Here is a 25936-nt window from a genome sequence, read left to right as displayed (position 1 = left end):
CGCCCTGCTGCGGTAACGCCCTTACACGGACTCCAGGATCATCGCGTTGGCCAGCCCGCCCGCCTCGCACATCGTCTGCAGGGCATAGCGGGCACCGCGCTCACGCATCGCGTGCACGAGGGTGGTCGTCAGCCGGGTGCCGCTCGCGCCGAGCGGGTGCCCGAGGGCGATCGCGCCGCCGTGCACGTTGACCTTGTCGAGGTCGGCGCCGGTCTCCTGCCGCCAGGCGAGCACCACGCTCGAGAACGCCTCGTTGACCTCGAACAGGTCGATGGCGTCGAGGTTCAGGCCGGCCTTGCGCAGCACCTTCTCCGTCGCCGGGATGACGCCGGTGAGCATGAGGATCGGGTCGGAGCCGGTGACGGCGAAGCTGTGCAGCCGGGCGAGCGGGCGCAGACCGAGACGGGCCGCGGTCTCGCTGGACGTGATGAGTACGGCGGACGCCCCGTCGTTGATCGGGCTGGCGTTGCCCGCGGTGACGTTCCACTCGATCTGCGGGAAGCGCTCGGCGAAGGCCGGGTCGTGGTAGGCGGGCTTCAGGCCGGCCAGGATCTCGGTGCTGCTGCCCGGCCGTACGCACTCGTCGCGCGAGACGCCCTCGACGGGGGCGACCTCGGCGTCGAACAGGCCCGCGTCCCAGGCCGCGGCGGCCTTGTGGTGCGAGGAGACCGCGAAGGCGTCCATCTGCTCGCGCGTGATCGACCACTTGGCGGCGATCAGCTCGGCGCTGATGCCCTGCGGGACGAGGCCCTCCTGGTAGCGCTCGGCGACTCCGGGGCCGAAGGGGTCCTTGCCGGCCGGCACGTTCGACCACATCGGGACCCGGCTCATCGACTCGACACCGCAGGCGACGACGAAGTCGTACGCGCCGGAGATGACGCCCTGCGCGGCGAAGTGCACGGCCTGCTGGGAGGAGCCGCACTGGCGGTCCACTGTGGTCGCGGGGACGGTGTCCGGGAAGCCCGCGGACAGGACTGCGTAGCGGGTGGTGTTCATGGCCTGCTCGCCGACCTGGTCGACGGTGCCGCCGATCACGTCGTCGATCAGCGCCGGGTCGACGCCGGAGCGCTCGACGAGGGTGCGCAGGGTGTGGGCGAGGAGTTCGACGGGGTGGACGTGCGCGAGGGCGCCGCCCGGCTTGCCCTTGCCTATGGGGGTGCGTACGGCTTCGACGATGACTGCGTCGCGCATGGTGCGGCCTCCACGTTGAGTGCCGGCGACTACCGGCGAGTAGGAAATCCAAACTCACCATAGCCCCGGGAGTTGGAAATTCAAACCCTCCCCTAGACTGAACGCCATGGCCGCCACCAAGGACCCGCGCCCCTGCTCCATCGCCGACACCCTCGCCGTCGTCGGCGAGAAGTACTCCCTGCTGGTCCTGCGCGAGGTGTGCCTCGGCAACCGCCGCTTCGACCAGCTGGTGCGCAACATCGGCGCCCCCCGCGACATCCTCGCCACCCGGCTGCGCCGGCTCGTGGACGCGGGGATCCTGACGAAGAAGGCGTACAGCGAGCGGCCGCAGCGCTTCGAGTACCGGCCGACGCAGGCGGGACTCGAACTGGAGCCGGTCCTCATGACCCTGATGGCGTGGGGCGACCGCCATCTGCACCGGCATGACGACCGCCCGATGGTGGTCGAGCACTCCTGCGGCCACGAACTCGCCCCGGTCGTCACCTGCCGGGCCTGCGGCGACACGGTCCGCCACGAGGACCTGACGGCCCACCCCCAGGCCGAGGGCTGGACAGTGGCCGGACCGACGGCCGCCTAGGGCCTGTCGTTTGGATCAGGTCGCAGGAAATCGACAGCGCTGTTCAGTGCCGGTGAGCGGGGTCTGGTGCGTGCAGCTGCAAGTCGGAGGAGGGCGTCGACGCGATGGGGGCGCCCCCGCGCGAGCGCAGCCGAGCGTGGGGGAGTCGGCAACCGACGACAACGCGGCAGATGCGCGTGCCAGACCCCGCGTCTGCGGCGTGATCCAAGCGACAGGCCCTAGCCCGGGCCGCCTCATTCAAACCCCTCTGCCGGGGCCGTCACTTCAGGACGCTACGCTGCCCCTCGACACTTCCGATCACCGCACCCGGTGGCTCGGCGTGCCCCTCGCTCCTCACCACGATCAGCGCTTGGACTCCGTAACTTCATGTCTTGGTTTGAATCCCTCATCCTCGGACTCGTCCAGGGGCTGACCGAGTTCCTCCCCGTCTCCTCCAGCGCGCACCTGCGCCTGACGGCGGCCTTCTCGGGCTGGGAGGACCCGGGCGCCGCCTTCACGGCGATCACCCAGATCGGCACCGAGGCCGCCGTACTGATCTACTTCCGCAAGGACATCGGGCGGATCATCTCGGCCTGGTCGCGTTCGCTCGTGAACAAGCAGATGCGCGGCGACCACGACGCCAAGATGGGCTGGCTGGTCATCGTCGGCTCGATCCCGATCGGCGTGCTCGGAGTGACGCTCAAGGACCAGATCGAGGGCCCGTTCCGCGATCTGCGGATCACAGCGACGATGCTGATCGTGGTCGGCGTGATCATCGGCATCGCCGACCGGCTGGCGGCACGCGACGAGAACGGCGGCCGGCACCGCGCGGCCAAGCAGCGCAAGACACTCGAGGACCTGAGCGTCAAGGACGGCCTGATCTACGGCCTCTGCCAGGCCTGCGCCCTCATCCCGGGCGTCTCCCGCTCCGGCGCCACCATCAGCGGCGGCCTCTTCATGGGCTACCAGCGCGAGGCCGCGGCCCGCTACTCCTTCCTCCTAGCCATCCCCGCGGTCCTCGCCTCCGGCCTGTTCGAACTCAACGACGCGATGGCGAGCGACCACGTCTCCTGGGGACCGACCATCTTCGCGACGGTGATCGCCTTCGCGGTCGGATATGCCGTCATTGCCTGGTTCATGAAGTTTATTTCCACCAAGAGCTTCATGCCGTTCGTGTACTACCGCATCGCCCTCGGCATCCTGATCGTCGTCCTGGTCACCATGGGCGTACTCAGCCCGCACGCGGCGGAGTCGGCGGGCTGACGCTGCCACCCGTGAGCAATCACATAGGAGTTGGGTAGCCATCCGGTAGCGGACTGTCAGTGCTTGCGCCTACGCTTGTGCGCATGTCCCCCGATTCCATGGCCTCTGCCGCCGTGCGGTCCGCCGCCGAGGTGAACGAGCAGATCCGCGCGCTCTGGCTGCGCGCGGGCGGCACCCTCTCGGCCCAGGAGCGTGCGGAGTACGAGCTGTTGGTCGTCGAGTGGGCGGCCGCGATCCGCGGCACCGTCGTCGAGGCGGCCTGAACACACGCCCTGCTCGGTGATCGACCAAGCGTGACTCGGCCGAGCTCGTCGTTGTCGCCGTCTCTCACACTGGGCATACGGCCGATCCCCGCTACGTCGGGGCGACGTCACCGGTGTGCGAACCACCGGTCCCCGGCTCCTGCGGCGCGTCGCTGAGTTGCTCGCGTACGTAGTTCCAGACCACCGCGATCAGCGCGGTGATCGGCACGGCGATGAGGCTGCCCCCGATACCCGCCACATTGCCGCCCAGGGTCACGGCCAGCAGGATCACCGCCGCGTGGAGCCCGAGCCCGCGGCTCTGGATCATGGGCTGGAACACGTTGCCCTCGAGTTGCTGCACCACGATGATGATCGCCAGCACGATCAGCGCGTCCGTCAGACCGTTCGAGACCAGCGCGATGAGCACCGCGACGAAACCGGCGAACAGGGCGCCCACGATCGGCACGAACGCGGAGACGAAGGTCAGCACCGCCAGCGGAAGCACCAGCGGCACGCCCACAATCCACAGGCCGAGGCCGATCAGCACGGCGTCGAGCAGGCCGACGGCCGCCTGGGAACGCACGAACGCGCCCAGGGTGTCCCAGCTGCGTGCGGCCACGGTCGGGACGTCGGTGGCGAGCCGACCGGGCAGCTGACGGGCGAGCCACGGCAGGAACCGCGGTCCGTCCTTGAGGAAGAAGAACATCAGGAAGAGCGCCAGGACGGCGGTGACCACGCCGTTGACCACGGTGCTCACGCCCGTGACGACGGTGCCGACCATGCTGCCGAGACCGTCCTGGGCGCGGGCGACCGCGGTGTCGACGGCCTTGGTGATCTGGGCGTCCTCGATGTTCAACGGCGGCCCGGCGGCCCACTCACGCAGCTTCTGGATGCCTTCGACCACGCCGTCGGTCAACTCGCCGGACTGGGACGCCACCGGCACCGCGATCAGCGCCACGACGCCCCCGACGACCACGAGGAACGACACCGTCACCACCGACGCGGCCAGCGCGGGGCGCCACCCGCGACGGCGGAGGAAGCGCGCCACGGGCCAGGTCAGCGTGGTGAGGAGCAGGCCCACTATGAGCGGCCAGACCACCGACCACATCCGGCCCAGTACCCACAAGGTCACCGCGAGCATCACAAGGACCAGCAGCACCTCCCCGGAGACACGCGCCGATGTGCGCAACGCGGCGCGGGTCTTCGTGGAACTCAGCGTGGCAGGCATGGGGATCACCTTATTGGTACTCCGGTCGCCCTTCGCCGCCGCCTGTCACAGTGAGTTGGTGACTTCGTCACCGCGTCCCCCTTGGCTGCGACCTCGTCATGCCCAACACTGAGCCGATGACGCAGCGTGTGGAGCTCGCGACCGTGATGGACCGACTGGCCCTCGACGAACTGATCACCGACTACGCGACGGCGGTGGACGACGGCGACTGGCAGGCGTATCGAGGGCTGTTCACACCCGACGGGCGCGCGGACTACCGCTCGGCCGGCGGAATCGAGGGAGACGCCGAGAAGGTCGCCGCCTGGCTCGAGGAGAGCATGCGGCTGTTCGCGATGCGGCAGCATCTGATCGTGAACCGCCGGGTCCGCTTCGGCCTCCTGGAGCAGGACACCGGCGACACCGCCCACGTACATGCCGACTACGTGAATCCGATGCGCCTGGCCGACTCCGAGGGCGCCCCGGCGGTCCCCGATTTCGTGTGCGGCGGGCGGTACGCCTTCGCGTTGCTGCGCACCCACGACGGCTGGCGGCTGCGTGAGGTGCTGGTCCAGGAGAAGTGGCGACGCCTGCCGGACCCGCAGCCGGCACCTGTGATCAACTGAGCCGACGTCCACTGTCCCGGCGTCCACGGCAGCACGCACACTGGAGAGACCCACGGGGTAGGAGGTGCCGTATGAAGTCGTTCGGCCACTGGCTCACCTCCCCGTGGCGGCGCTCCACCGTCGCCGTCGCGGCGGGCGCCCTGCCCGTACTCGCCTTTCCCGCCCCGTCCCTGTGGTGGTGCGCGTACGTCGCCCTCGTCCCCTGGATCGTGCTGATCCGCTCGGCACCGACCGGGAAGCGGGCGGCGTACGACGGCTGGTGCGGTGGGTTCGGCTTCATGCTGGCGATGCACCACTGGCTGCTGCCGAACCTGCACGTGTTCACCTTCGTCATCGCCGCGCTGCTGGGCGCGCTGTGGGCCCCGTGGGGCCGACTGGTGCGCCGCTGCCTGGCGGGAACGCCCTCCCGGGGCCGGATCGCGGTGGCGCTGCTCGTCCTGCCCTCGGGCTGGCTGGCGGTCGAGCTGGTCCGCTCCTGGCAGGGGCTCGGCGGCCCGTGGGGTGTGCTCGGCGCCAGTCAGTGGCAGGTGGAACCGGCGCTGCGGCTGGCCTCGGTGGGCGGGGTGTGGCTGCTCAGCCTCCTGGTGGTGGCCGTCAATGTCGCCGTCGCCGTGCTGGTCACGGTCCGTGCGTCCCGGGTGCCGGCCGTGGCCGGGCTCGTCGCCACGGCGGCGGTCACCTCGGCGGCCTGGGTGTGGTCGCCGCGCCCCGACGTCGACGGGCAGGCCAGGATCGCGGTCGTGCAGCCGGGTGTCGTCGCGGGCCCCGACCGGCGGTTCGCCCAGGAGGAACGGCTCACCCGCGAGCTCGTCGGACAGGACGTCGACCTGATCGTCTGGGGCGAGAGCAGCGTCGGCTACGACCTCGGCGCCCGGCCCGACCTCGCGAGGAGGATCGCCGCGCTGTCACGCGCGACGGGCGCCGACATCCTGGTCAACGTGGACGCCCGGCGCTCCGACAAGCCCGGCATCTACAAGAGTTCGATCCTGGTCGGGCCGGACGGCCTCACCGGCGACCGCTACGACAAGATGCGGCTCGTCCCCTTCGGCGAGTACATCCCGGCCCGCTCGCTGCTCGGCTGGGCGACCTCGGTGGGCGAGGCGGCGGGCGAGGACCGCAGGAAGGGTTCCGAGCAGGTGGTGATGGACGCCGGGAACGGGCTGCGGTTCGGCCCGATGGTGTGTTTCGAGACCGCCTTCCCCGACATGACCCGCCATCTCACCGAGGACGGCGCCGACGTGCTGATCGGTCAGTCCGCGACCTCGACCTTCCAGCAGAGCTGGGCCCCCGAACAGCACGCCTCGCTGGCCGCGTTGCGCGCCGCGGAGACCGGCCGCCCGATGGTCCACGCGACGCTGACCGGCGTGTCCGCCGTCTACGGCGCGAGCGGACAGCGCATCGGGGAGTGGCTCGGCACGAGCGCGAGCACGAGCGAGGTGTACGAGGTGCCGCTGGCCGACGGCGTCACGCCGTACGTCCGCTACGGCGACTGGGCGGTACGGGCGGCCCTGTTGATCCTCGGTCTGTGGGGCTTCGCCGAGGGCCTACGGACACTGCGGGTCAGGCGCCCGTCTCCTGAACCGCGCGTACCACCCGCTCGCACAGTTCGTGAGTCGCCAGCGCGTCCCGGGCGCTGAGCACCTTGCCCGCGCGCACGGCGTCCAGGAAGGCGAACACCACCTGCTCGATGCCGCGCTGCCGGGCCACCGGCACCCAGTCGCCGCGCCGCCGCACGGTCGGCTGGCCCTTGTGGTCGATCACCTCGGCGAGGTTGACCACCTGACGCTTGGTGTCCTGCCCGGACACCTCCAGGATCTCCTCGGCCGAGCCGCTGAGCCGGTTCATCACACCGAGCGCGGTGAAGCCGTCCCCGGCGAGCTGGAGCACGACGTGGTGCAGCAGTCCGTTCCGAGTGCGGGCGCGCACGGTCACGTCGTCGATGGGGCCGGGCACGAGGAAGCGCAGGGTGTCCACGACGTGGATGAAGTCGTCCAGGATCATCGCGCGCGGCTCCTCCGGGAGCCCGATCCGGTTCTTCTGCATGAGGATCAGCTCGCGCGGGTGATCGGCGCACTGCGCGTACCCGGGGGCATAGCGCCGGTTGAAGCCGACGGCCAGGCTCACGTTCCGCTGCTCGGCGAGTTCCACCAGCCGCACCGAGTCGGCCAGTTCGTACGCCAGCGGCTTGTCGACGTAGGTCGGCACGCCCGCCTCCAGCAGCCGCGTCACGATGTCGGGGTGCACGGTGGTCGGCGCGTGCACGAAGGCGGCGTCGAGGTCCTGGCCGAGGAGGGAGTCCAGGTCGGTGTGGCGCTGCTCCTCGGGGAGGTGGAGGCCGTCGGCGACCCGGGCGAGCGTCGCCGGAGTGCGGGTCTGGAGGTGCAGCTCGAGCCCGGGGCGGCCGCCGAGCACCGGCAGATACGCCTTCTGCGCGATGTCACCGAGTCCGATGCAGCCGACCTTCACGGGGTCTCCTTCAGCGGTTGCCTGCCGGGGTCATGCCGGAAGCATACGGCCGCCGCGGCGGCCGCCGGTCGGTCGGTTGGTCGAAAACCCATGGTGGGGCCGGGCGCGGTGGACGACGATGCGTCCATGACGACGCAGCGCAGCGAACCCGCCCAGAACGCCGACGAGCGCACCATGCTGGAGGGCTGGCTGGACTACCACCGCCAGACCCTGGCGTGGAAGTGCGAGGGCCTGACCGACGCCCAGCTCAGGACCGCCTCGGCACAACCGTCCGAACTGTCCCTGATGGGCCTGGTGCGGCACATGGCGGAGGTCGAGCGGGGCTGGTTCCGCAAGGTGCTGGTGGGCGACGATCCGGGGCCGATCTACTACACCGAGGACGACCGGGACGGCGAGTTCCATCTCACCGACGCGGACACCTGGAAGGAGGCGCACGGCTCCTGGCAGGCCGAGATCGAGATCGCCCGGCGCAATGCCGCCGGCTTCGGCCTGGACGAACTCTCGCGCGGCAAGAGCCGGTTCACCGACGAGCCGTTCAGCCTGCGCTGGATCCACACGCACATGATCGAGGAGTACGCCCGCCACAACGGCCACGCCGACCTGCTGCGCGAACGCATCGACGGCGCGACGGGAGACTGAGACCGGCGGCGGGGACCTGTCCGAGGCCCCGCGGTGCGTCCGTCAGCCACCGCCGAGCTGCCCCCTCGTACGAGGCCGGAGATCACCCGTGCGGGGCAACCTCCGCTTGTCCGCTGTCCAAAGGCCCCCGGAGCCAGCAGAGTTGCGCGGGTGCATCGAACGACGACCACCGCAACGCTCCTGGTCACCGTGGCTGTCTCGGCCCTCTCCGGCTGTGTGACGGTCCAGCGCCCGCTCGTGTCCGGCCCGCCGGCACCGCCGTCCCAGCCGTCGGCGCCCCGGCAGGGCGGGCAGTCGGAGCCGCAGATCGTGCAGGCGCCGGTCCGCGAGGCCCTGGAGATGATCGGCCCGTCCCGGCGCCCGGACCCGACAGCGGCGCCGCCGCACGGCGGCGCCTCCTCGACCCCGCCGCAGGCGCACGAGCGGCCGCCAGGCTCCCACCCGGTACATCCGGCGCATCCCGAACCCCGCCGCCCCGAGGCCGGACGCCACGGGAAGCCGCCCGTCGAGCTCCCCGACGTGGCCAAGGCCGTCCCCAAGGACGCGAAGGACGTCTGTGCCCTGGGCAGGCAGTACGGCGGCTGGCGGGCGGACAGCCCGGAGGCGGTGATCTGCGAGCAGACGTACGGGCGGTGACCGCCGACGGCGCTCCGGCCGGGGTCGGGGCGGCCCGCCCGCTCACTCGCGGGAGGCGTCCCCTTCGCCGAGCCGCAGCGCGAGTCTGCTGATCGCGCCCCGCACCCCGTCCCCGTAGCCGTCGTCGGCCAGTGCGTCGGACGCTCCCCGCGCCCGGCGCAGATGGGTGCGGGCGGCCTCCGTGCGGCCGAGCTTCACATAGTCCGCGGCCAGGTTCAGGTGCAGCGACGGGTACAGCGCGCGCACCGCGAGTGCCCCTTCGTGTGCGCGGAGCCGGTCGTCCGTCAGTTCCTCCGCGGCCGTCAGCGCTCTCAGGTCCCAGGCGAGTTCGTCGAAAGGGTCGTCCTGGGTGTCGGCCATGTAGTGGGCCAGCGTGCAGCGGTGCAAGGGGTCGCCGTCCTCACCGAGCTCCGCCCACAGGCTCAGGAAGCGCTGCCGGGCCTCCTCGCGGTCCCCCGCGTGATGCAGCATCACGATCTGCCCGATCCGCGTCATCACCGCATCCACGGCCGCCTGCTCCTGTCGCTCCGCCACCGCGTCCTCCGCACCCTCGCCGACTGTCCCTGCCGACGCTAACCGCCGCCACCGACAATCACGGGCAGGCGGCACCGGGCCGGTTCGGGGGTGAACCGGCCCGGAGGTGAGGTCAGGCCCTGGTCCGGGAGTCAGCCCAGGTTCGGGATGGTCCAGTCGATGGGCTGGTGGCCCTGGCGGGCGATCGCCTCGTTGATCTGCGTGAACGGGCGGGAGCCGAGGAACTTCTTGGCGGACAGCGGGGAGGGATGGGCTCCCTTGACCACCACGTGCCGGGTCTCGTCGATCAGCGGGAGCTTCTTCTGCGCGTAGTTGCCCCACAGCACGAACACCGCCGGGTCGGGCCGGTCGGCCACCGCGCGGATCACCGCGTCCGTGAACCTCTCCCAGCCCCGGCCCTTGTGCGAGTTGGCCTCGCCGCCCCGGACCGTGAGGACCGCGTTGAGCAGCAGGACGCCCTGCTGGGCCCACGGCATCAGATAGCCGTTGTCCGGGATCGGCAGCCCGAGCTCCTCCTTCATCTCCTTGTAGATGTTGCGCAGCGAAGGCGGGGTCCGCACACCGGGGCGGACCGAGAAGCACAGGCCGTGTCCCTGCCCCTCGCCGTGGTACGGGTCCTGGCCGAGGACGAGGACCTTCACCCGCTCGTACGGCGTCGCGTCCAGCGCGGCGAAGACCTCTTCGCGCGGAGGGTGGACCGGACCCTTCGCTCGCTCCTCCTCGACGAACTCCGTCAGCTCCTTGAAGTAGGGCTGCTGCAGCTCGTCGCCCAGGACCCCGCGCCAGGACTCGGGCAGCATGGCGATGTCGGTCACGTCAACTTCCTTACGGTGTGCGGTCACTGGGACGTGCGCTCACGTCCAGGCCACAGAACCTACAGGCGACCACTGACAGCCGGCCCCGCGGACCGCACAACCGGCCCCGCTACCAGCTGGTCTTCCAGTACAGCTCCCACATGACCATCATCGTCGCCGGGTCGATGACCTTCTCCAGACCGGCGATCTCCTCGTTCGCGGCCACGTACTGCTTGCCCTGCCACAGAGGCAGCAGCCGCGCGTCGTCCACAAGGATCTGCTGGGCCTCCTCGATCTGCTTGCCCACAGCCGCGCGGTCGCTCTCCGCACGCGACTCCGGCAGCAGCTTGCCGGTGATCTCGGGTGCCTCGTACGGGGTACCGAGCGCGTTCTGCTCGCCCACGAAGGGCGCGATGAAGTTGTCGGCGTCGTTGAAGTCGGGGAACCAGCCGCGCCCGAACACCGGGTACTCGCCCTTCTGGTACCCCTCGACGTAGTTCTTCCAGGGGCGGCTCTTGAGGGTCACCTTGAACAGGTCGGAGGCCTCGAGCTGCCTCTTCAGCTCCTCGAAGGCGGGCTTGGTCGTCGAGCCGTAGCGGTCACTCGTGTACCAGAGCTGCAGCGGGACGGTCTCGGTGATGCCCGCTTCCGTGAGGATCTGCTTGGCCTTGGACACGCTGGGGGCCCCGTAGTCGTCGAAGAAGCCCGTGGTGTGGCCCACCAGGCCCCGGGGGACCATGGAGTACAGCGGCTCGACGGTGTCCTTGTAGACGTTGTGCGCGAGCGCCGGGCGGTCGATGACCTGGGCGACAGCCTTGCGGACCGCGGGCTTCGCGGCCCACGGGTCGCTGGGGTTGAAGACCAGGTAACTGATCTCGGTGGTGGGGTTCGCGACGAGCTGGAGCTTCTCGGCCTTCTGGTTGGTTTCGAGGTTCACGGTGTCCGAGGCGCCGAGACCGCGATAGATGACCGCGATCTGCTTGTCCTTGAGAGCCTTGACCATCTCGTCCGACTGCTGGAAGTAGCGGATGGTGACGGCGCTGTTCTTGCGGTCCGCTATGCCGTGGTAGTTGTCGTTGCGGACGAGCTCGGCCTTCTTGCCCTCCTCGAAGGAAGCAAGGCTGTAGGGCCCCGAGCCGGTGATCTTCCCGTCCTTGCGGAGCGCGTCCGCGGGGTACTCCTCGGGATCCACGACCGACATGGCGGGCGTGGTCAGCACCAGGGGGAAGGTGGCGTCGGGCTGGCTGAGATGGAAGACGACCTCACGGTCGCCCTTCACCTGCACCCGGGAGAGAGTCCCCAGCAGACCCGCGGGTCCGCCATTGACGTTGATCTCCTTGATCCGGTCGAACGAGTGCTTGACGGCCTTGGCGTCCAGCGTGTGCCCGTTGGAGAACTTCAGGTCCTTGCGCAGCGTGCAGCTGTACACGGTGCTCGAATCGTCCGTGAATCTGCAGCTCTCGGCGGCGTCGGGCTCGGGCTCGGCCGCACCGGGGGAGTAGTTCAGGAGGGTTTGGTACACATTGCGGAACAGCTCCCAGGAGTTGTCCCAGGACGCCGCGGGGTCCAGCGTGGCCGGAGCACTGGTGGTTCCCACGACTAGCGGCGCCTCGTCACCGGAGGCGTCCGAGGAGAACACACCACATCCGGCCACCAGGGATATGGACGCGAGGGCCGCGAGTGGCGGCAGGTATCGGTTCCGGATGAACACGCGCTTGCTCCTCGAAATGCCGTACCAAGGGTCGGCAGACCATACCGCAGCGATTCGCCCGCTGAAGCTACCGTCCAGATGACCTTTTGATCGAATGACGTATGACGACGTTGTCATCGAGGTGTGAAGGTCCGGTACGCGACACGGGCGCCGCCCTCGTGGACGAGCGCCCGTGCCGATGTGCGGAAGGTCAGCCCACGCCCGCGTTCAGGAAGATGCCGCCGTCGACGACCAGCGTCTGGCCGGTGATCCAGTCGGACTGTTCCGAGGTGAGGAACGCGGTGGCGCCCCCGATGTCGGAGGGCATGCCGAGCCGGCCCAGCGGGTAGGCCGCGGCCGCCTCCTCCTCCCGGCCCTCGTACAGGGCCTTCGCGAACTTGGTCTTCACGACGGCCGGGGCGATCGCGTTGACCCGCACCTTGGGCGCGTACTCGTGCGCCAGCTGGATGGTCAGGTTGATCATCGCGGCCTTGCTGATGCCGTAGGCGCCGATGAAGGGCGAGGCGGAGACGCCCGCGACGGAGGCGATGTTGACGATCGCGCCGCCGTTGTCCTTCTGCCAGGCGTGCCAGGTCCGCTGCGCGAAGCCGAGGGCCGAGACCACGTTGGTCTCGAACACCTTGCGGGCGACGTCCAGATCGAGGTCGGCGATCGGCCCGAACACCGGGTTGGTGCCGGCGTTGTTGACCAGGTAGTCGACGCGGCCGAAGGCCTCCATCGTGCGCTCGACGGCGACGGCCTGGTGGGCCACGTCGTGGGCCTTGCCCGCGACGCCGATGACCCGGTCGGCGCCGAGCTGCTCGACGGCCTCCTTGAGGGCGTCCTCGTTGCGCCCGGTGATGCACACGCGGTCGCCGCGCGCGAGGAGCGCCTCGGCGATGCCGTAACCGATGCCGCGGCTGGCACCCGTGACGAGCGCGACCTTGCCCGAAAGCTCGGGGAGTTCCATCGAAGTCATGTCCCTGATCCCTAGTCGAGCGGTCCGCCGGCGACGTACAGCACCTGGCCGGAGACGAAACCGGCCGCCTCGCTCGTGAAGAAGGCGATGGCGTTGGCGATGTCGTCGGGCTCGCCGACGCGCGCCACCGGGATCTGGGTGGCGGCCGCGGCCTTGAACTCCTCGAAGCCCATGCCGACCCGGGCGGCGGTCGCGGCGGTCATGTCGGTGGCGATGAAGCCGGGGGCGACGGCGTTGGCGGTGATGCCGAACTTGCCGAGCTCGATGGCGAGGGTCTTGGTGAAGCCCTGCAGACCGGCCTTGGCGGCGGAGTAGTTGGCCTGGCCGCGGTTGCCGAGCGCGGAGGACGAGGAGAGGTTGACGACCCGGCCGAAGCCGGCGTCCACCATGTGCTTCTGGACGGCCTTGGTCATCAGGAACGAGCCGCGCAGGTGCACGTTCAGGACCGTGTCCCAGTCGGAGACGCTCATCTTGAACAGCAGGTTGTCGCGGAGCACGCCCGCGTTGTTGACGAGGATCGTCGGGGCGCCGAGCTCCGCGGTGACGCGCGCGACGGCTGCCTCGACCTGGGCCTCGTCGGAGACGTCCGCGCCGACCGCGATCGCCTTGCCGCCCGCCGCGGTGATCTTCTCCACGGTGTCCTTGCAGGCGGCCTCGTCGAGGTCGATCACGGCGACCGCGCGACCCTCGGCGGCCAGTCGTACGGCGGTGGCGGCGCCGATGCCGCGCGCTCCGCCGGTGACCACGGCGACCCGCTGCTCAGTGGTGGACATTGCTGGTTCTCCTCGCCCTTGAGAAAGACGCCCATGTGGTGAGCGACCGCTTAGTACCTTCAGCAGACGTGACGCTAGAAGCCCTGGCACGCGGTGTCAACGGCAGGCCGGTGGTGTGTGATCCATTACCTGCGCCGCCGGGCCGGGCAGGCCGCGCCCGCCCGCCATCGTCCCGCACCGGCGGCCGCCCGCGGCACCCGATCGGCTCAGCGCTGCGCGCCCCTGCGCCATATGGCCCATAGCGTCGGAGCGCGGGCCACTCGTGGCCGGAAAGGAGGCGCTCCATGCGCCGTCGTACCGGTGCCGCCGGCACGCTGATCGCGATCGCCGCGATAGTGCCGTTGGCCGACATCGCCCACGCCCAGGATCTGGACTGCAGCCACTTCACCTACCAGGAGGAGGCGCAGGCCGTGTTCGACTCGGACCCCTTCGATCCGAACCGGCTCGACGAGGACCAGGGCCCCGACGACGGCATCGCCTGCGAGGCACTGCCCCGGCGCGGCGACCCCGTCACCTCCTCGACCGCGGCTCCCGCCAGGACCACCGCTCCCGCCATGACCGCCGCCCCCGTCGTCACCGCGACTCCGACGGCGGTCGTCACCCCGACGCAGGGCGTGCGCGGCGGGCTGGGCGGGGCGTCGGCCTCCGGGCCGAGCGGCTGGACCACCGGAGTCGGCCTGACCCTGGTCGCCGGCGGCGTCCTCGCGATCGGCTATGTGGTGAAGCGACGTCGGTCCTGACGGGCGGCACGCCGCGGCGCCGGCTCCGTCACCGCACCAGCAGGCCGAGGAGCCGGTCGGTCTCCGCGGCCGGGTCGGTGGTCAGTCCGGTGTGCACGGGCCCCGGCTGGACGACCGTCGAGCGGGGCGCGATCAGCCAGCGGAAGCGTCGTCCGGCGTCGTCGCGAGCGGCCTGACCCGCCGCTTCGTCGCCCGCGCAGATCCGCTCGACGGCACGCAGGGCGGCCCGTACGCCGGCCAGGTCCGCGTCCGGGTCGATGCTCAGCAGCTTCGCCTCGTCGAGGTGGGTGCGCACGCCGACGTAGGACTGGGCACGGCAGTACACCAGCACTCCGGCGTTGATGCACTCGCCGCGCTCGATACGGGGTACGACGCGCAGCAGCGCGTACTCGAAGACGTCCCGCTCGTTGCGGTCGCTCCCCCTGATGATGTGGCGCTCGGTCACTTGCTTCCCCCGATGCCCTCGATGCCCTCGATGCCGTTGATGCGGTCGTGGACGACGGCGGCGCGCGCGACCAGTGGCCGCGCGTAGGCCCGACGGAGCTCGTCCGGCGTGTCGAAACCCGGCTCGTCCGACAGCCACACGTCCGGGATCTCGGCGGTGACCTCGGCCAGGAGCTCCTCGGTGACCAGCGGCGCGAGCCCGGCGGCGGCCGCGGCGACATCGGGCGCGAAGGGCGTGAGCACGTGGTCGGAGGCGTCGTACGGGCGGACCGCCGAGGCCTCGGCGCCGGGCCAGTTGTGGTGCCAGATCATGGTCGCGCCGTGGTCGATGAGCCACAGCTCGCCCCGCCACATCAGGAGGTTGGGGTTGCGCCAGGAGCGGTCGACGTTGTTCACCAGCGCGTCGAACCAGACGATCCGCCCGGCCTCCTCGGGGCTCACCGTGAAGGCGAGCGGGTCGAAGCCGAGCGCGCCGGAGAGGAAGTCCATGCCGAGGTTGGTGCCGCCGCTGGACCTGAGCAGCTCCTGCACCTCCTGGTCGGGTTCGCCGAGCCCCAGCACCGGGTCGAGGCCCATCGTCACCAGGCGCGGCATCCGAAAACCGAGCCGCCGGGCGAGTTCCCCGCACACCACCTCGGCGACCAGTGTCTTGCGGCCCTGCCCGGCACCGGTGAACTTCATGACGTACGTTCCGAGATCGTCGGCCTCGACGAGCCCCGGCAGCGAGCCGCCCTCACGCAGGGGCGTGATGTAGCGGGTCGCGATCACTTCCTTGAGCATCGCCCCAGGTTACCGACGTATGGATGGCCGTCGGAGGCGGCCCGGACGGCGGTGCGCCGGCTCCGACAGGAAACCGACAGGCCGGACAGCGAACCGATAGCGCCGCTTTACCCACGACTCAACGAGAGCAGGTCAAGATTTCGACATCGTCTGAACAGGCGATCTGCGCCGACCGTACCTGTCGGCAGATCGCGCAGCCTTCCGAAGGGAATCGCACCATGACCAGCGCATCGTTCAAGTCCACGTCGGGGCCGGGCCGTCGTACCGTCGTGGCGGCGGCCGGAGCAGCTGGGCTCGCCGTCGCGCTGACCGCGTGCGGCGGCTCGGACGACGACTCGTCGAGTTCGTCCGCCCCCGCCGACTCGTCCGGCAGCAGCAGCCCCACCGGGGACGGTTCGGCCGGGGGCGGCACGGCGCTCGCGTCGACCGCCGACATCCCCGAGGGCGGCGGGAAGGTCTTCGCCGACCAGAAGGTGGTGGTGGTGCAGCCGACGGCGGGCGAGTTCAAGGCGTTCTCGGCCACCTGCACCCACCAGGGCTGCGCGGTGAAAAGCGTCGCCGACGGCGTCATCAACTGCCCCTGTCACAACAGCAACTTCTCGATCACCGACGGCAGCGTGAAGAGTGGTCCGGCGAAGACGCCGCTGCCCGAGATGCAGATAACCGTGAGCGGGGATTCGATCACCCTCGCGTGACCGTCAGCGCCGGACCGTACGGCGCCGCCGGCTGACGCAGGCCAGCACCTCGTCCGTGGTCGCGACCGTGGCGACCAATGCGAGCGTGTGGCGGATCATCGCGGGGGTGTAGTCGGAGGGCACCCCCGCGATGGCGTCCGTCGGTACGACGGCGGTGTAGCCGCGGTTCACGGCGTCGAAGACGGCGTTGGGGATCGCCACGTTGGCCGAGACCCCGGTCACGATCAGCGTGCGGCAGCCCAGGTTGCGCAGCAGCGCGTCGACCTCGGTGCCCTGGAGGGGAGACAGTCCGTGCAGCCGTCGTACGACGAAGTCCTCCTCGGCGACCTCGATCGGCGCCGCCGGGCGCACCGCGGTGGTGCCGGACAGCTGCTGGACGGGCAGGCGTTCGGCGGCGCGGAAGAGGCGGGCGTTGCGGCTGGCGCCGCGTCCGTCGGGGCGGCGTTCGGCGATCGCGTGGATCACCTGGACTCCGCCCTCGTGCGCGGCGGCGACCAGCCGGGCGACGTTGGCGAGGGCCCCCGACGAGCGTGCCTCCTCGGCGAGTTCGGGCAGGGCGCTGTCGGGTCCGACGACGCCCTGCTGGCACTCGACGGTCAGCAGGACGGTGGTCGCGGGGTCGAGCAGCTCGCCGAGGCGGTCGTACGACGGCATGGTCTCCCCTTGTCGCCGACTGTCTGGGGCAGGTGAGATTAGCCACCATTGCGCGGGGACGGAAGACGCCTCATGCTTTTTCTGACGTGATGTCAGAGGATCTCTCCTCTGGCACGACGTGGGAGAAAGAGGGGGCCGCATGACCGTCACTCAGCGCCGGGGCCGGAAGATCATGATGACACCCGGTGAGCTGGACGAGTTCCTCACCAGCCAGCGCACCTGCCGGGTCGCCACCGTGTCCGCGGCCGGCGCACCGCACGTGAGCACGCTCTGGTTCGCCTGGGACGGCACGTCGATGTGGCTGTACTCGGTGGTGCGCAGCAAGCGGTGGACCGATCTGCGGCGCGATCCACGGGTCGCGATCGTGGTGGACACGGGCGAGGAGTACGACGAACTGCGCGGCGTCGAGCTGTCGGGTGCCGTGGAGTTCGTGGGCGAGGCTCCCCGCACCGGCGAGCTGCGCGCGGAACTCGACCTGCCCGAAACGCTGTTCGCGCGCAAGAACTTCCGACTGGACGAGATGCCGCACGACGGCCGGCACGCGTGGATACGGCTGACCCCGGAGAAGATCGTCTCCTGGGACTTCCGCAAGCTGGGTTCGCTGTAGCTCAACCCAGCGTCTCGGCCGCCGACTTGAGTGCCTGCACCGCCGCCCGGATCGACGGGCGGCGGTCGGCGTCCGCGCGCCAGACGACGTACACATGCCGGCGCACCCGCTGCTTCAGCGGGATGGTGACGACCTCGGCGGGCATCGGCTCCCGCCCCAGCAGGGGGGCGATGCACACCCCCAATCCCGCGGCGACCAGCCCGAGTTGGGTGTGCGTCTCGGCGGCGCGGTGGCCGACGATCGGCTCGATGCCCTTGGAGCGCAGCGTGAACATCAGCCACTCGTGGCAGAACTCGCCCTCGCCCCAGGTGATCCACTCGTCCTCGGCGAACTCGGCGAGGTCCACCTCGGCGCGGTCCGCGAGCCGGTGGCCGGCCGGCAGCGCCACGTCGGCGGGGTCGTCCAGGATCGGCGCCTTGACCAGGCCGTCGGGCAGGGGCATCGGCTTGTTGTACCAGTCGAGGACGACGGCGAGGTCGAGGTCGCCGCGGATCACCCCGGCGATGCCGCTCTCGGGTTCCAGTTCGCAGGAGCGGATCCGCAGGGCCGGGTGCTGTGCGCGCAGGGCGGCGAGCGCGGCGGGGAACAGGCCGCGCGCGGCCGTCGGGAACGCCGACAGTCTGAGCTCGCCGACGACCTGGCCGCGCTGGGCCTCCAGGTCGGACTGGGCGAGTTCGACCTGCGACAGGATGCGCGCCGCGTGCTCGGCGAGCAGCCGGCCCGCGTCCGTGAGCCGCACCCCCCGCCCGTGCTTGGCGAGGAGCTGCTGGCCGACCTCTCGCTCCAGCTTGGACATCTGCTGCGAGACGGCCGAGGTCGTGATGTGCAGCCCCTCGGCGGCGCCGCTGACCGAGCCGTGCCGGGCGAGGGCGTCGAGGGTGCGCAGGCGCTCCAGGTTCAACATGTAAGCAATACTACGAGGTACCGGGCGGGAAATCTCGATTGTGCTACGAGGTTGTGGGCGCCATCGTGGTGCCCATGAGCACCGTCACCGCCACCCGCACCGCGGCCAGGACCGCGTCCCGGCCCCGCCCCGCCCTCGACTGGCGTCTGCGCTTCGGCGCCCTCTCACTGATCTGGGGCTTCAGCTTCCTGCTCATCAAGGTGGGCACCGAGGGCTACGCCCCCTTCCAGGTCACGCTCGGCCGCCTGGTCTTCGGCACGGCGGTGCTCGCCGCCGCGATGGCCGTGCGGCGGGAGCGGCTCCCGCGCGGCGCGCGCACCTGGGCGCATCTGACGGTCGCCGCGTTCTTCCTGAACGCGCTGCCGTTCTCGCTCTTCGCCTACGCCGAGCTGACGATCCCCTCCACGCTCGCGGGCATCTGCAACGCGACCTCGCCGCTGTGGGGCATGGCGCTGTCCCTGGTCGCCCTGTCCGAGGACCGGCCGACCCGGGTCAGGGTCGCGGGTCTCGGTCTCGGCTTCCTCGGCGTCCTGACGGTCCTCGGCGCCTGGCAGGGCTTCCACGGCCTGGACGCCTCGGGCACGGCGATGGCGCTGCTGGCCTCGCTCAGCTACCCGATCGGCTGGATCCACGTCCGTCGCACCCTGGCAGGCTCCAGTCACTCGAACCTGTCGCTGACCGGGGCCCAGTTGCTGCTGGCCACGCTCCAACTGGCCGTCGTCACCCCGCTGTTCACCAGCCTGCCGACCCACTTCGCGATCACTCCCCTGCTGGCGATCGCCGCCCTGGGAGCCCTCGGCACGGGCCTCGCGGTCCTTCTCCAGTACGGCCTGGTCGCCGAGGTCGGCCCGACGACGGCCCAGATGGTCACCTACTTCATCCCGGTCATCGCCACCGCCGCCGGCGTCGCGATCCTCGGCGAGTCGCTGAGCTGGTCGACACCGGCCGGGGCGGCGATCGTGCTGGCGGGGGCGGCGCTGACGCAGGTCAGGCCCAAGCCGAAGCTCTAGACGGAGGCCTGGCCAGAGCCGGAGCCCTGGACGTAACTTCGGACCGGGACCCCAAGCTCTAGACGTAACTCCGGACCGGGGCCGGACCGAGGGCGGCGGCGACCGCGTCCGCCAGCGGTCCGGTCTCGTCGGCGTCGAGGGTCGAGACGCTGATCCGGATGCCGGGCGGTGCGCTCATCCGGAAGCGGGCGCCGGGGGCGACAGCCCAGCCGGAGTGCAGCAGCCGGGCGACGGCTCCGGTCTCGTCGGGCACGGGGATCCACACGTTCAGGCCGGACCGTCCGTGGGCCTCGATGCCGCGTGCCGCGAGCGCCTCGATCAGCTGGTCCCGGCGCGCCCGGTAAGCCGCCGCCACGGCCGGTGTGTCCAGCGCGCCGTCGGCCCACAGCCGCACCACGGCCCTCTGGGTGATCCGGCTGACCCAGCCGGGCCCGAGTCGCTGCCGTCCGCGCACCCGGTCGACGGTGACGGCGTCCCCGGTGAGCACGCCGAGCCTCAGGTCGGGGCCGTACGCCTTGGCGACCGAGCGCACGAAGGCCCAGCTGCGGGTGACGCCCGCCAGGGGATGCAGGGGCAGGTCCACGATGCCGTGACCGTGGTCGTCCTCGATCAGCAGGGTCTCCTGGTGCGCCCGGAGCACGGACCGCAGGGCACGCGCGCGCGTGGCGCTCACCACGGCACCGGTCGGGTTCTGCGCCCGGTCGGTGACGATCAGGGCGCGTGCCCCGCCCGCCAGGGCACCGCGCACCTGGTCCGGGAGCGGCCCCTCGTCGTCGACGCCCACGGGTGCGGTGCGCAGCCCGAGCGCCGGTACGAGGTCGAGGAGACTGCCCCACCCCGGGTCCTCCACGGCGACGGTGTCCCCCGGTTTGAGGTGGACGGCGAGGACCCGCTCGATGGCGTCCAGCGAGCCGGACACCACGGCGAGCGGCCCGTCCGGCACCCCGTCGGCGTCCAGTGCGGCCCGTGCGATCCGCGCCAGCTCCGGCTCGACGGGGGCCTCTCCGTACATGACCGGCTGCCGGTCGCTCTGCTCGGCGGCCGCCGCGAACGCCTGCGCCAGGGAGGGCAGCAGCGCGGGGTCCGGGTTGCCGTTCGACACGTCCCGCACCCCCTCCGGCACATCCACCCGGATGTGCTCGCGCCCGGTGGTGGCCGGCTTGGGCCGCACCCGGCTGCCCCGGCGCCCGGCGGTCTCGATGACCCCGCGCTCGCGCAGGGTGCGGTAGGCGGCCGCGACCGTATTGGGATTCACGCCGAGTTCGAGGGCCAACTCCCGCATCGGAGGCAGCAGTTGGCCGGGCATCAGCTCACCGGCGCCCACCGCCTGCTCGATGCTCGCCGAAATCTCCGCTGCACGCCGGCCTTCGATCCGGTAATCTCCTAGCACAAAGCCAAGTATGCACTAGTGCAATGGAGAGCGCAATGCAGGGGACCCCGCAGACGACGAAGCAGCCCGCCGCCTATGCCCCGACCGACCGCACCGTCCCCACCCGCGCCGCGCACAAGGCCTCGTACGACAAGGAGCTGGTGCACGCGATACTCGACGAGGCCTACGTCTGCCACCTGGGTTTCGTCCGTGACGGCGCACCGGTCGTGCTGCCCACGCTGTACGGCCGGGTCGGCGAGCGGCTCTACGTCCACGGCTCGACGGGGTCGCGCCCGCTGCGGATGACCGGACAGGCCGACCCCGGCCTCCCGGTGTGCCTGACGGTGACGCACGTCGACGCGCTGATCCTGGCGCGCTCGGCCTTCCATCACTCGATCAACTACCGGTCGGTCGTCGTGCACGGCATCGCCCGCGACGTGACGGATCCGGAGGAGAAGCGGCTGGCCATGGACGCGCTGGTCGACCACGTCGTACCGGGCCGGTCGCGTGACTCGCGGCCGGCCAACAAGAAGGAGTTCGCCGCCACCGCCGTGATCCGCCTCGACCTCGACGAGGTCTCGGCCAAGCTCCGCACCGGCGGCGTCAACGACGAGCCCGAGGACCTCGCCCTCCCGCACTGGGCCGGCGTCGTCCCGCTGCGCAAGGGCTACGAGACTCCGGTCGGCGACGCCGGCCTGGCCCCCGGCACCGAGGTCCCCGGCTACCTCAAGGCCCTGTGATGCTGATCCATCCCTGGGACGCGCCCCGCGACGACGCCGAATGGCAACGCTGGCTGGCCGTCCACGACTTCGGGCAGCTCGCCGTCAACGGCCTTCCGGGCGAGCCGCCCCACGTCCAGCCCCTGCACTTCGTCTACGACGCCGAGCGCGGCGAGGCGCTCACGCACCTGGCCCGCCCGAACCCCCTGTGGGACGCCCTGGAGGCGAACCCGGAGGTTCTGCTGAGCGTGGTCGACGACTATGTGTACGTCCCCGGACCCTGGCAGGCGCCTGCGGACGCCCCGTCCGAACACGGCACGCCCACCAGCCTGTACGCGGCGGTCCAACTCCGCTGCACGGCCCACGTCGTGGACGATCCGGCGGAGAAGGCCGCCCTCCTCAACCGGCAGGTCGGCCACTTCCAGCCGGAGGGCGGCTCCGCACGCGTGGCGGCGGGTGAGGCGCCGTACGGCAGGCAGCTGTCCGGGATCCGCGGGCTGCGGCTCGAGGTGGTCGCCGTACGGGCGAAGTTCAAGTACGCGGGGCACCGGCCCGCGGAGGTCCAGGACCGGATCGCGGCCGGCCTCGCGGACCGGAGCGGCCCGCGGGACGCGGCGGCGCGCGGGCATCTGCTGGACAGGCGCGGAAGGTGAGCTTCGAGGGGCCCTCCTTCGCGAAGGGCCCCTCGTCGTCACACGAGCACCGCTTCCCCGTCCGCCGCGCCCCGCGTCTCCGCGACCGCGAGCCCGGCGACCGACCCGAGCATCAGCAGGGTCCCGGCCAGCGTGGTCACGGTGAGCCGCTCACCGAGCAGCGCCACGGCGAGCACCGCGGCACCCACCGGCTCCAGCAGCATGATCACCGACACCGTGGCCGATCGGACGACCGCGGCGGCCGCGAAGTAGAGCGCATAGGCGAGGGCGGTCGGGACGGCCGCGATGTAGGCCAACAGCCACAGGAGCAGCCCGGGTTCGGTGGTGTGCGGCACCAGCCCCTCGGCCAGGGCGAACGGCAGCAGGCACAGGCTGGTGACCGCGAACGTCCACACGGAGGTACTCGTGGCATCCGCACCGCCGTCACGGCCCCGCCCCCGCGTGACCAGGGTCATCACGCAGCACCCGGCGGCCGAAAGCAGCCCGGACAGCACACCCCACGGCCGTACGGACGCTTCCTCGCCCCCGAGCATCAGCACCCCGAGCCCGGCGAGCGCTCCGGCAACGGCGAGCACTCCGCCGCGCCCGAGCCGCTCCCCCAGGGTCAGCCGCGCTCCGAGCGCGATGAGGACGGGACCGGCGCCGAGGGTGACGACGGTGGCCACGGCGAGTCCGGTGGCCTCGACGGACGCGAAGTAGGCCGTCTGGAACACGGCCAGGCAGACACCGGTGACGCCGGCTCGCCGCGCCTTGTGACGCAGTGGTTCCCGTACGGCGGCCCGCGCACCGCCCGTTCGAAGCAGGCGGGCGGTGAGCAGCAGGACCAGCCCGGCCGCGCAGCGCCAGAAGGACAGGGCGACGGGTCCGATGTCACTGGCCCCGTAGGCCAGGGAGGCCGCCGCACCCGCGGTGCCCCAGGCGACACCGGCGACGATCAGATAGAGAAGGCCTCGCCCGATGGGCAGGCCGGAAGCAGCATTCGACACGCGTTCTCTCCGCAGATGCGCAAGATGCGCTGAAGTTCGGGAAAGGACGCCCGCTCGGCGGGGTCCACGGACTTCGTCTGCGGGCAGCACCGTTCGGCCCGGCAGTGCGCCGGGCGTGAGATCCGGAGGGCCCGCCTCAGGCGGCCGGCGGCGGGAGAACGATGCGGTGAGAATGCATGATCGGGAGCTTAGGTGGCGGTTCCACGGGCCGACAACTCCCTTTCCGTGCCGCCGCTCGCCACCGGCTCCGGCGAGTTCTTGGCGGGCGCCGACGACTGCGCGATGAACGCGCCGGCCAGGACGACCGCGCCGCCGATGATCTGTGGTGCCGAGAGGTGTTCGCCGAGCAGCACCCAGGCGAGGACGGTGGCGATGACGGCTTCGAGGCAGGCCACGACACCCGCGACCGCCGGGGAGAGGCGGCGCACCGAGACCACGCCGGTGACATAGGCGACGACCGTGGCGACGAGCACGATCCAGCCGAGCAGCAGACCGGCGGCGACCGGCGTGCCGTCCATGTCCGCGCTGCGGGCGAGCAGGGACCAGTCCATGGTCCAGGGGCGGGCGACGACGGTCAGTACGGCGGTGCCGACGAGGAGACCGTAGGCGATGACCCCGAGCGGGTCGGGTGCCTGGTCGCCGGAGTCACTGCCCTGGTCGGACAGGACGAAGTAGCCGACCTGGCAGCAGGCGGCGCCGAGCGCGAGGAGCAGACCGAGGGCGTCGAAGCTCAGACCCGACCAGACCTCGACGACACAGGCGAGTCCGCCGACCGCGAGGACCACACCGAACGCGGCGGCACGGGTCACCGGACGCCGCTGCACGAACCGCACCCAGCCGAGCACCAGGGCGGGCGCGAGGTACTCGACGAGCAGCGCGACGCCGACGGGAATCCGGGAGATCGCGGCGAAGTAGCAGGCCTGGACGCCCGCCACGGCGAGCAGACCGAACCCGGCGAGCAACGCGGGGCGGCGGCGCAGCAGTGCGCGGTGGCGCACGGCCACCGGCAGCATCACCAGGGCCGCGCCCGCCACCCGCAGCCACACCACGTGGAGCGGGTCGAGACCCGCCTCGATCAGCGGCTTGGCCGCCACTCCGGATCCGCCGAAGGCGAGCGCGGACGCGAGCGCGAGGCCGAGCCCGACGCCCCTGCCACGGCTGCCCTGACTGCTCTCAGACGTATGCACCGGCACATGATGACAGGCGATGACATGAGCGTCACCCCCGTTGACACCTGTCTCAGCGGCTGGACCGCCGAGGTCCCGTCCGCCGGGTGTCCTGCAGACGGCGCTCGACCTCGGTGAACACCTCGCCCGCGTCGATCCCGGCCCGGCCGAGCACCTCGACGGCCCGTGCCTGCGGGTCCACGACGATCGCCGCGAGGAGATCGACGCCACGGGCCGGGCCGCCACCGCGCCGGGCGGCGCGCGCCCACGCGTACTCCATCGCCCCGGCGGCCAGCGGCGAGAAGCCCTCGGTCTCGGTCACCACCGGCACGGCACCGGAGTCCTCCACGCTGCCCTGCCAGCGCAGCCCGTAGCCGATGCTGCGCTGCACGAGGTAGCCGAGGAGGCGGGAGAACTGCGGTTCGGCGTCGAAGAGGTCCCGCACCTCGGGGTCGCCCTCCAGGAGGGAGTGCAGCAGATGAGCCGTGTCGATCTGCCGGTCGCCGTCCCGGACCGCCCGCCGCCGGGCACCGGAGACCACCGCTGCCAGTTCGGCACTGAGCCTGGCATCGTTGTCCACGGGGACCGGGGACCGGGGATCGGCCGCCGGCTCTTGGGCCGACTGCCGGGGGATACGGGGTTGCACATCCCCTACCCCATCAGTCCCGCACTCTTGGGTCATCCGCGAAAGGAAGCATCTTCGGGTCCCACGGGAAGCGGACCCAGGGGGACGGAATCTCCTCCTTACGGATGAGATCACGCCCTTTTACCCTGACCGGCGCGCGCCGCCTTGCCGCGCGCCCCGAACGCAACCGGGACGCGCCGTCGTTCGTCCCACACGGACATGGAGAGCGGGTGCTGGCTGGTCGCTCTGCCGGCGGTCGACGGCAGGCAGTACGTGTACCGGGTGTACGCCCCGGAGGAGGCGCTGCTCGCCGACCTGTTCTGGGAGGCGTGGCACTGTCACGACGAGAGCGCGTTCCCGCGCGCGTGGGACCTGTTCGACGCAGCGGCGATACGACGCGTGAGCTGAGGAGTTGGGGACCCGCAGTACAGCGAGCCCTTCTGACGGTTCATCAGTATTGAATGTTCCGGGCCATCCGGCTACGTTCCGCGACACCGTAGCCCGACACGAAGAGGTGGTCGCATGGCCGAAGTCAGCGCGGAGTCACGTATCGAGGCACCCGCGGAGAAGGTCTGGGCCCGGCTGACCGACTGGTCCGCGTACGGCGAGTGGAACACGACGCACACGAGCTTCCCCAAGGGCGGCCCCGAAACCCTCGCGGTGGGCGGGACGTTCCAGGAGAACATGAAGCTGATGGGGTTCCCGGCCGAGGTCGAGTGGACCATCGAGGAGTTGGAGCCGGCCCGGGTGCTCGCGATCCGCGGCAAGGGCCCGATGGCCGTGACCGTGGCCACGCGCTACACCCTCACCCCCGACGGCGACGCCACGACGGTCCGGATCGACGGCGAGTTCACCGGCGCCGCCGTCTCGCTGATGGCGGGCAAGCTGAAGGACTCGGCGACGGCCGCGCTGAACGAGTCGCTGCGCAAGCTGGCCGCGCTGGTCGGCTGACGGTCGAACTGGTCGGCTGACGGTCGAACTGGTTGGTTGA

The 25936-nt window shown here is 71.1% G+C and carries 31 protein-coding genes; 15 read left to right on the top strand and 16 right to left on the bottom strand.

Annotation, left to right across the window (positions count from 1 at the left end; genetic code table 11):
- Window positions 1-21: 21 nt before the first annotated feature.
- Entirely contained in the window at window positions 22-1191 is a 1170-nt protein-coding gene (locus OG252_RS41820; RefSeq protein WP_329342725.1) for a thiolase family protein, read from the bottom strand.
- A gap of 106 nt (window positions 1192-1297) precedes the next feature.
- Between OG252_RS41820 and OG252_RS41815 the strand changes: the two genes are divergently transcribed.
- The 3 genes from OG252_RS41815 (at window position 1298) to OG252_RS41805 (ending at window position 3273) form a co-directional block, all read left to right on the top strand.
- The gene (locus tag OG252_RS41815; protein WP_266443511.1) at window positions 1298-1768 is read left to right on the top strand and encodes a winged helix-turn-helix transcriptional regulator; all 471 of its coding nucleotides are present in this window, start codon (window positions 1298-1300) and stop codon (window positions 1766-1768) included.
- A gap of 366 nt (window positions 1769-2134) precedes the next feature.
- On the top strand, window positions 2135-3010 hold the full coding sequence (locus tag OG252_RS41810) for an undecaprenyl-diphosphate phosphatase (protein WP_266443510.1): 876 nt from the start codon (window positions 2135-2137) through the stop codon (window positions 3008-3010).
- 83 nt (window positions 3011-3093) lie between these two features.
- Window positions 3094-3273 (top strand): hypothetical protein, encoded by a 180-nt coding sequence (locus tag OG252_RS41805; protein ID WP_266443507.1) that lies wholly within the window; start codon window positions 3094-3096, stop codon window positions 3271-3273.
- Between the two features lie 91 nt (window positions 3274-3364).
- Here OG252_RS41805 and OG252_RS41800 read toward each other — a convergent pair whose 3' ends face one another.
- Window positions 3365-4480, bottom strand: a complete 1116-nt coding sequence (locus OG252_RS41800) for an AI-2E family transporter (RefSeq protein WP_266443505.1) — start codon at window positions 4478-4480, stop codon at window positions 3365-3367.
- A 116-nt stretch (window positions 4481-4596) separates the two neighbouring features.
- On the opposite strand from OG252_RS41800, the gene OG252_RS41795 reads away from it, so the two are divergent.
- Window positions 4597-5082 carry a nuclear transport factor 2 family protein gene (locus tag OG252_RS41795; protein ID WP_329342722.1) on the top strand — a complete coding sequence of 162 codons (486 nt, stop codon included), beginning with the start codon at window positions 4597-4599 and terminating at the stop codon, window positions 5080-5082.
- A 71-nt stretch (window positions 5083-5153) separates the two neighbouring features.
- Window positions 5154-6719, top strand: coding sequence for an apolipoprotein N-acyltransferase (lnt, locus tag OG252_RS41790; protein WP_329342721.1), 1566 nt, complete (start codon window positions 5154-5156; stop codon window positions 6717-6719).
- Here the strand turns inward: lnt and OG252_RS41785 are convergent.
- Window positions 6643-7548 (bottom strand): Gfo/Idh/MocA family protein, encoded by a 906-nt coding sequence (locus OG252_RS41785; protein ID WP_266443496.1) that lies wholly within the window; start codon window positions 7546-7548, stop codon window positions 6643-6645. The genes lnt and OG252_RS41785 overlap by 77 nt on opposite strands.
- A 126-nt stretch (window positions 7549-7674) precedes the next feature.
- Between OG252_RS41785 and OG252_RS41780 the strand changes: the two genes are divergently transcribed.
- Window positions 7675-8187, top strand: coding sequence for a DinB family protein (locus OG252_RS41780; RefSeq protein WP_329342719.1), 513 nt, complete (start codon window positions 7675-7677; stop codon window positions 8185-8187).
- Window positions 8188-8337: 150 nt separating this feature from the next.
- Window positions 8338-8823, top strand: coding sequence for a hypothetical protein (locus OG252_RS41775; protein ID WP_266443491.1), 486 nt, complete (start codon window positions 8338-8340; stop codon window positions 8821-8823).
- Between the two features lie 42 nt (window positions 8824-8865).
- On the opposite strand, the gene OG252_RS41770 is transcribed toward OG252_RS41775, so the two are convergent.
- The 5 genes from OG252_RS41770 to fabG form a co-directional block, all read right to left on the bottom strand.
- Window positions 8866-9357, bottom strand: coding sequence for a hypothetical protein (locus tag OG252_RS41770; RefSeq protein ID WP_329342717.1), 492 nt, complete (start codon window positions 9355-9357; stop codon window positions 8866-8868).
- Window positions 9358-9488: 131 nt separating this feature from the next.
- Entirely contained in the window at window positions 9489-10172 is a 684-nt protein-coding gene (gene ung, locus OG252_RS41765; protein WP_266443485.1) for a uracil-DNA glycosylase, read from the bottom strand.
- 109 nt (window positions 10173-10281) lie between these two features.
- Window positions 10282-11862, bottom strand: coding sequence for an ABC transporter substrate-binding protein (locus OG252_RS41760; protein WP_329342714.1), 1581 nt, complete (start codon window positions 11860-11862; stop codon window positions 10282-10284).
- A 190-nt stretch (window positions 11863-12052) separates the two neighbouring features.
- On the bottom strand, window positions 12053-12811 hold the full coding sequence (locus tag OG252_RS41755; RefSeq protein WP_406498859.1) for an SDR family oxidoreductase: 759 nt from the start codon (window positions 12809-12811) through the stop codon (window positions 12053-12055).
- A 20-nt stretch (window positions 12812-12831) separates the two neighbouring features.
- Window positions 12832-13593 carry a 3-oxoacyl-ACP reductase FabG gene (gene fabG / locus OG252_RS41750; protein WP_329342711.1) on the bottom strand — a complete coding sequence of 254 codons (762 nt, stop codon included), beginning with the start codon at window positions 13591-13593 and terminating at the stop codon, window positions 12832-12834.
- 284 nt (window positions 13594-13877) lie between these two features.
- Between fabG and OG252_RS41745 the strand changes: the two genes are divergently transcribed.
- The gene (locus tag OG252_RS41745) at window positions 13878-14333 is read left to right on the top strand and encodes an excalibur calcium-binding protein (protein WP_329342709.1); all 456 of its coding nucleotides are present in this window, start codon (window positions 13878-13880) and stop codon (window positions 14331-14333) included.
- Between the two features lie 28 nt (window positions 14334-14361).
- Here the strand turns inward: OG252_RS41745 and OG252_RS41740 are convergent, their stop codons facing one another.
- Window positions 14362-14778, bottom strand: coding sequence for a DUF3037 domain-containing protein (locus tag OG252_RS41740; RefSeq protein WP_329342707.1), 417 nt, complete (start codon window positions 14776-14778; stop codon window positions 14362-14364).
- On the bottom strand, window positions 14775-15557 hold the full coding sequence (locus OG252_RS41735) for a HipA family kinase (protein ID WP_329342705.1): 783 nt from the start codon (window positions 15555-15557) through the stop codon (window positions 14775-14777). The genes OG252_RS41740 and OG252_RS41735 overlap by 4 nt, the downstream gene beginning before the upstream one ends.
- Before the next feature lie 218 nt (window positions 15558-15775).
- Here OG252_RS41735 and OG252_RS41730 point away from each other — a divergent pair, with 218 nt between their 5' ends.
- Window positions 15776-16252: a Rieske (2Fe-2S) protein gene (locus OG252_RS41730; protein ID WP_266443467.1), complete on the top strand. Its 477-nt coding sequence runs from the start codon at window positions 15776-15778 to the stop codon at window positions 16250-16252.
- A 3-nt stretch (window positions 16253-16255) separates the two neighbouring features.
- On the opposite strand, the gene OG252_RS41725 is transcribed toward OG252_RS41730, so the two are convergent.
- Window positions 16256-16906 carry a cysteine hydrolase gene (locus OG252_RS41725; RefSeq protein ID WP_329342702.1) on the bottom strand — a complete coding sequence of 217 codons (651 nt, stop codon included), beginning with the start codon at window positions 16904-16906 and terminating at the stop codon, window positions 16256-16258.
- Window positions 16907-17045: 139 nt separating this feature from the next.
- On the opposite strand from OG252_RS41725, the gene OG252_RS41720 reads away from it, so the two are divergent.
- Window positions 17046-17513: a pyridoxamine 5'-phosphate oxidase family protein gene (locus OG252_RS41720; protein WP_266443461.1), complete on the top strand. Its 468-nt coding sequence runs from the start codon at window positions 17046-17048 to the stop codon at window positions 17511-17513.
- A gap of 1 nt (window position 17514) precedes the next feature.
- Here the strand turns inward: OG252_RS41720 and OG252_RS41715 are convergent, their stop codons facing one another.
- Window positions 17515-18417 (bottom strand): LysR family transcriptional regulator, encoded by a 903-nt coding sequence (locus OG252_RS41715; RefSeq protein WP_329342698.1) that lies wholly within the window; start codon window positions 18415-18417, stop codon window positions 17515-17517.
- A gap of 38 nt (window positions 18418-18455) precedes the next feature.
- Between OG252_RS41715 and OG252_RS41710 the strand changes: the two genes are divergently transcribed.
- The gene (locus OG252_RS41710; protein WP_266443453.1) at window positions 18456-19427 is read left to right on the top strand and encodes a DMT family transporter; all 972 of its coding nucleotides are present in this window, start codon (window positions 18456-18458) and stop codon (window positions 19425-19427) included.
- 58 nt (window positions 19428-19485) lie between these two features.
- Here OG252_RS41710 and OG252_RS41705 read toward each other — a convergent pair whose 3' ends face one another.
- A complete protein-coding gene (locus OG252_RS41705) occupies window positions 19486-20817 on the bottom strand; it encodes an aminotransferase class I/II-fold pyridoxal phosphate-dependent enzyme (RefSeq protein ID WP_266443450.1) in 1332 nt (443 codons plus the stop codon).
- A 35-nt stretch (window positions 20818-20852) separates the two neighbouring features.
- Between OG252_RS41705 and OG252_RS41700 the strand changes: the two genes are divergently transcribed.
- Entirely contained in the window at window positions 20853-21536 is a 684-nt protein-coding gene (locus OG252_RS41700; RefSeq protein WP_266443448.1) for a pyridoxamine 5'-phosphate oxidase family protein, read from the top strand.
- Window positions 21536-22168 (top strand): FMN-binding negative transcriptional regulator, encoded by a 633-nt coding sequence (locus OG252_RS41695; protein WP_266443445.1) that lies wholly within the window; start codon window positions 21536-21538, stop codon window positions 22166-22168. The genes OG252_RS41700 and OG252_RS41695 overlap by 1 nt, the downstream gene beginning before the upstream one ends.
- 38 nt (window positions 22169-22206) lie before the next feature.
- Here OG252_RS41695 and OG252_RS41690 read toward each other — a convergent pair whose 3' ends face one another.
- The 3 genes from OG252_RS41690 to OG252_RS41680 form a co-directional block, all read right to left on the bottom strand.
- Window positions 22207-23154: a DMT family transporter gene (locus tag OG252_RS41690; RefSeq protein ID WP_266443442.1), complete on the bottom strand. Its 948-nt coding sequence runs from the start codon at window positions 23152-23154 to the stop codon at window positions 22207-22209.
- 188 nt (window positions 23155-23342) lie between these two features.
- On the bottom strand, window positions 23343-24347 hold the full coding sequence (locus OG252_RS41685) for an EamA family transporter (protein WP_266443439.1): 1005 nt from the start codon (window positions 24345-24347) through the stop codon (window positions 23343-23345).
- Window positions 24348-24393: 46 nt separating this feature from the next.
- Complete coding sequence (locus OG252_RS41680; RefSeq protein ID WP_406491559.1) at window positions 24394-24966, bottom strand: Clp protease N-terminal domain-containing protein; 573 nt, start codon at window positions 24964-24966, stop codon at window positions 24394-24396.
- 198 nt (window positions 24967-25164) lie between these two features.
- Between OG252_RS41680 and OG252_RS41675 the strand changes: the two genes are divergently transcribed.
- Together OG252_RS41675 and OG252_RS41670 are read left to right on the top strand one after the other, a co-directional pair.
- Window positions 25165-25353, top strand: coding sequence for a hypothetical protein (locus tag OG252_RS41675; protein WP_266443433.1), 189 nt, complete (start codon window positions 25165-25167; stop codon window positions 25351-25353).
- Window positions 25354-25467: 114 nt separating this feature from the next.
- Window positions 25468-25896 carry a type II toxin-antitoxin system Rv0910 family toxin gene (locus OG252_RS41670; protein WP_266443427.1) on the top strand — a complete coding sequence of 143 codons (429 nt, stop codon included), beginning with the start codon at window positions 25468-25470 and terminating at the stop codon, window positions 25894-25896.
- Window positions 25897-25936 lie beyond the last annotated feature (40 nt).

This window comes from Streptomyces sp. NBC_01352 (assembly GCF_036237295.1).
Taxonomy (GTDB): Bacteria; Actinomycetota; Actinomycetes; order Streptomycetales; family Streptomycetaceae; genus Streptomyces; species Streptomyces plumbiresistens.
This window is presented reverse-complemented; position numbering and strand designations above follow the sequence as displayed.

Excerpts from the sequence above, each read along its gene's own strand:
- OG252_RS41820 (WP_329342725.1), bottom strand. The coding sequence starts at position 1,191 with ATGCGCGACGCAGTCATCGTCGAAGCCGTACGCACCCCCATAGGCAAG.
- OG252_RS41815 (WP_266443511.1), top strand. The coding sequence starts at position 1,298 with ATGGCCGCCACCAAGGACCCGCGCCCCTGCTCCATCGCCGACACCCTC.
- OG252_RS41810 (WP_266443510.1), top strand. The coding sequence starts at position 2,135 with ATGTCTTGGTTTGAATCCCTCATCCTCGGACTCGTCCAGGGGCTGACC.
- OG252_RS41805 (WP_266443507.1), top strand. The coding sequence starts at position 3,094 with ATGTCCCCCGATTCCATGGCCTCTGCCGCCGTGCGGTCCGCCGCCGAG.
- OG252_RS41800 (WP_266443505.1), bottom strand. The coding sequence starts at position 4,480 with ATGCCTGCCACGCTGAGTTCCACGAAGACCCGCGCCGCGTTGCGCACA.
- OG252_RS41795 (WP_329342722.1), top strand. The coding sequence starts at position 4,597 with ATGACGCAGCGTGTGGAGCTCGCGACCGTGATGGACCGACTGGCCCTC.
- lnt (WP_329342721.1), top strand. The coding sequence starts at position 5,154 with ATGAAGTCGTTCGGCCACTGGCTCACCTCCCCGTGGCGGCGCTCCACC.
- OG252_RS41780 (WP_329342719.1), top strand. The coding sequence starts at position 7,675 with ATGACGACGCAGCGCAGCGAACCCGCCCAGAACGCCGACGAGCGCACC.
- OG252_RS41755 (WP_406498859.1), bottom strand. The coding sequence starts at position 12,811 with ATGGAACTCCCCGAGCTTTCGGGCAAGGTCGCGCTCGTCACGGGTGCC.
- fabG (WP_329342711.1), bottom strand. The coding sequence starts at position 13,593 with ATGTCCACCACTGAGCAGCGGGTCGCCGTGGTCACCGGCGGAGCGCGC.
- OG252_RS41745 (WP_329342709.1), top strand. The coding sequence starts at position 13,878 with ATGCGCCGTCGTACCGGTGCCGCCGGCACGCTGATCGCGATCGCCGCG.
- OG252_RS41735 (WP_329342705.1), bottom strand. The coding sequence starts at position 15,557 with ATGCTCAAGGAAGTGATCGCGACCCGCTACATCACGCCCCTGCGTGAG.
- OG252_RS41730 (WP_266443467.1), top strand. The coding sequence starts at position 15,776 with ATGACCAGCGCATCGTTCAAGTCCACGTCGGGGCCGGGCCGTCGTACC.
- OG252_RS41725 (WP_329342702.1), bottom strand. The coding sequence starts at position 16,906 with ATGCCGTCGTACGACCGCCTCGGCGAGCTGCTCGACCCCGCGACCACC.
- OG252_RS41720 (WP_266443461.1), top strand. The coding sequence starts at position 17,046 with ATGACCGTCACTCAGCGCCGGGGCCGGAAGATCATGATGACACCCGGT.
- OG252_RS41715 (WP_329342698.1), bottom strand. The coding sequence starts at position 18,417 with ATGTTGAACCTGGAGCGCCTGCGCACCCTCGACGCCCTCGCCCGGCAC.
- OG252_RS41700 (WP_266443448.1), top strand. The coding sequence starts at position 20,853 with ATGCAGGGGACCCCGCAGACGACGAAGCAGCCCGCCGCCTATGCCCCG.
- OG252_RS41695 (WP_266443445.1), top strand. The coding sequence starts at position 21,536 with ATGCTGATCCATCCCTGGGACGCGCCCCGCGACGACGCCGAATGGCAA.
- OG252_RS41675 (WP_266443433.1), top strand. The coding sequence starts at position 25,165 with ATGGAGAGCGGGTGCTGGCTGGTCGCTCTGCCGGCGGTCGACGGCAGG.
- OG252_RS41670 (WP_266443427.1), top strand. The coding sequence starts at position 25,468 with ATGGCCGAAGTCAGCGCGGAGTCACGTATCGAGGCACCCGCGGAGAAG.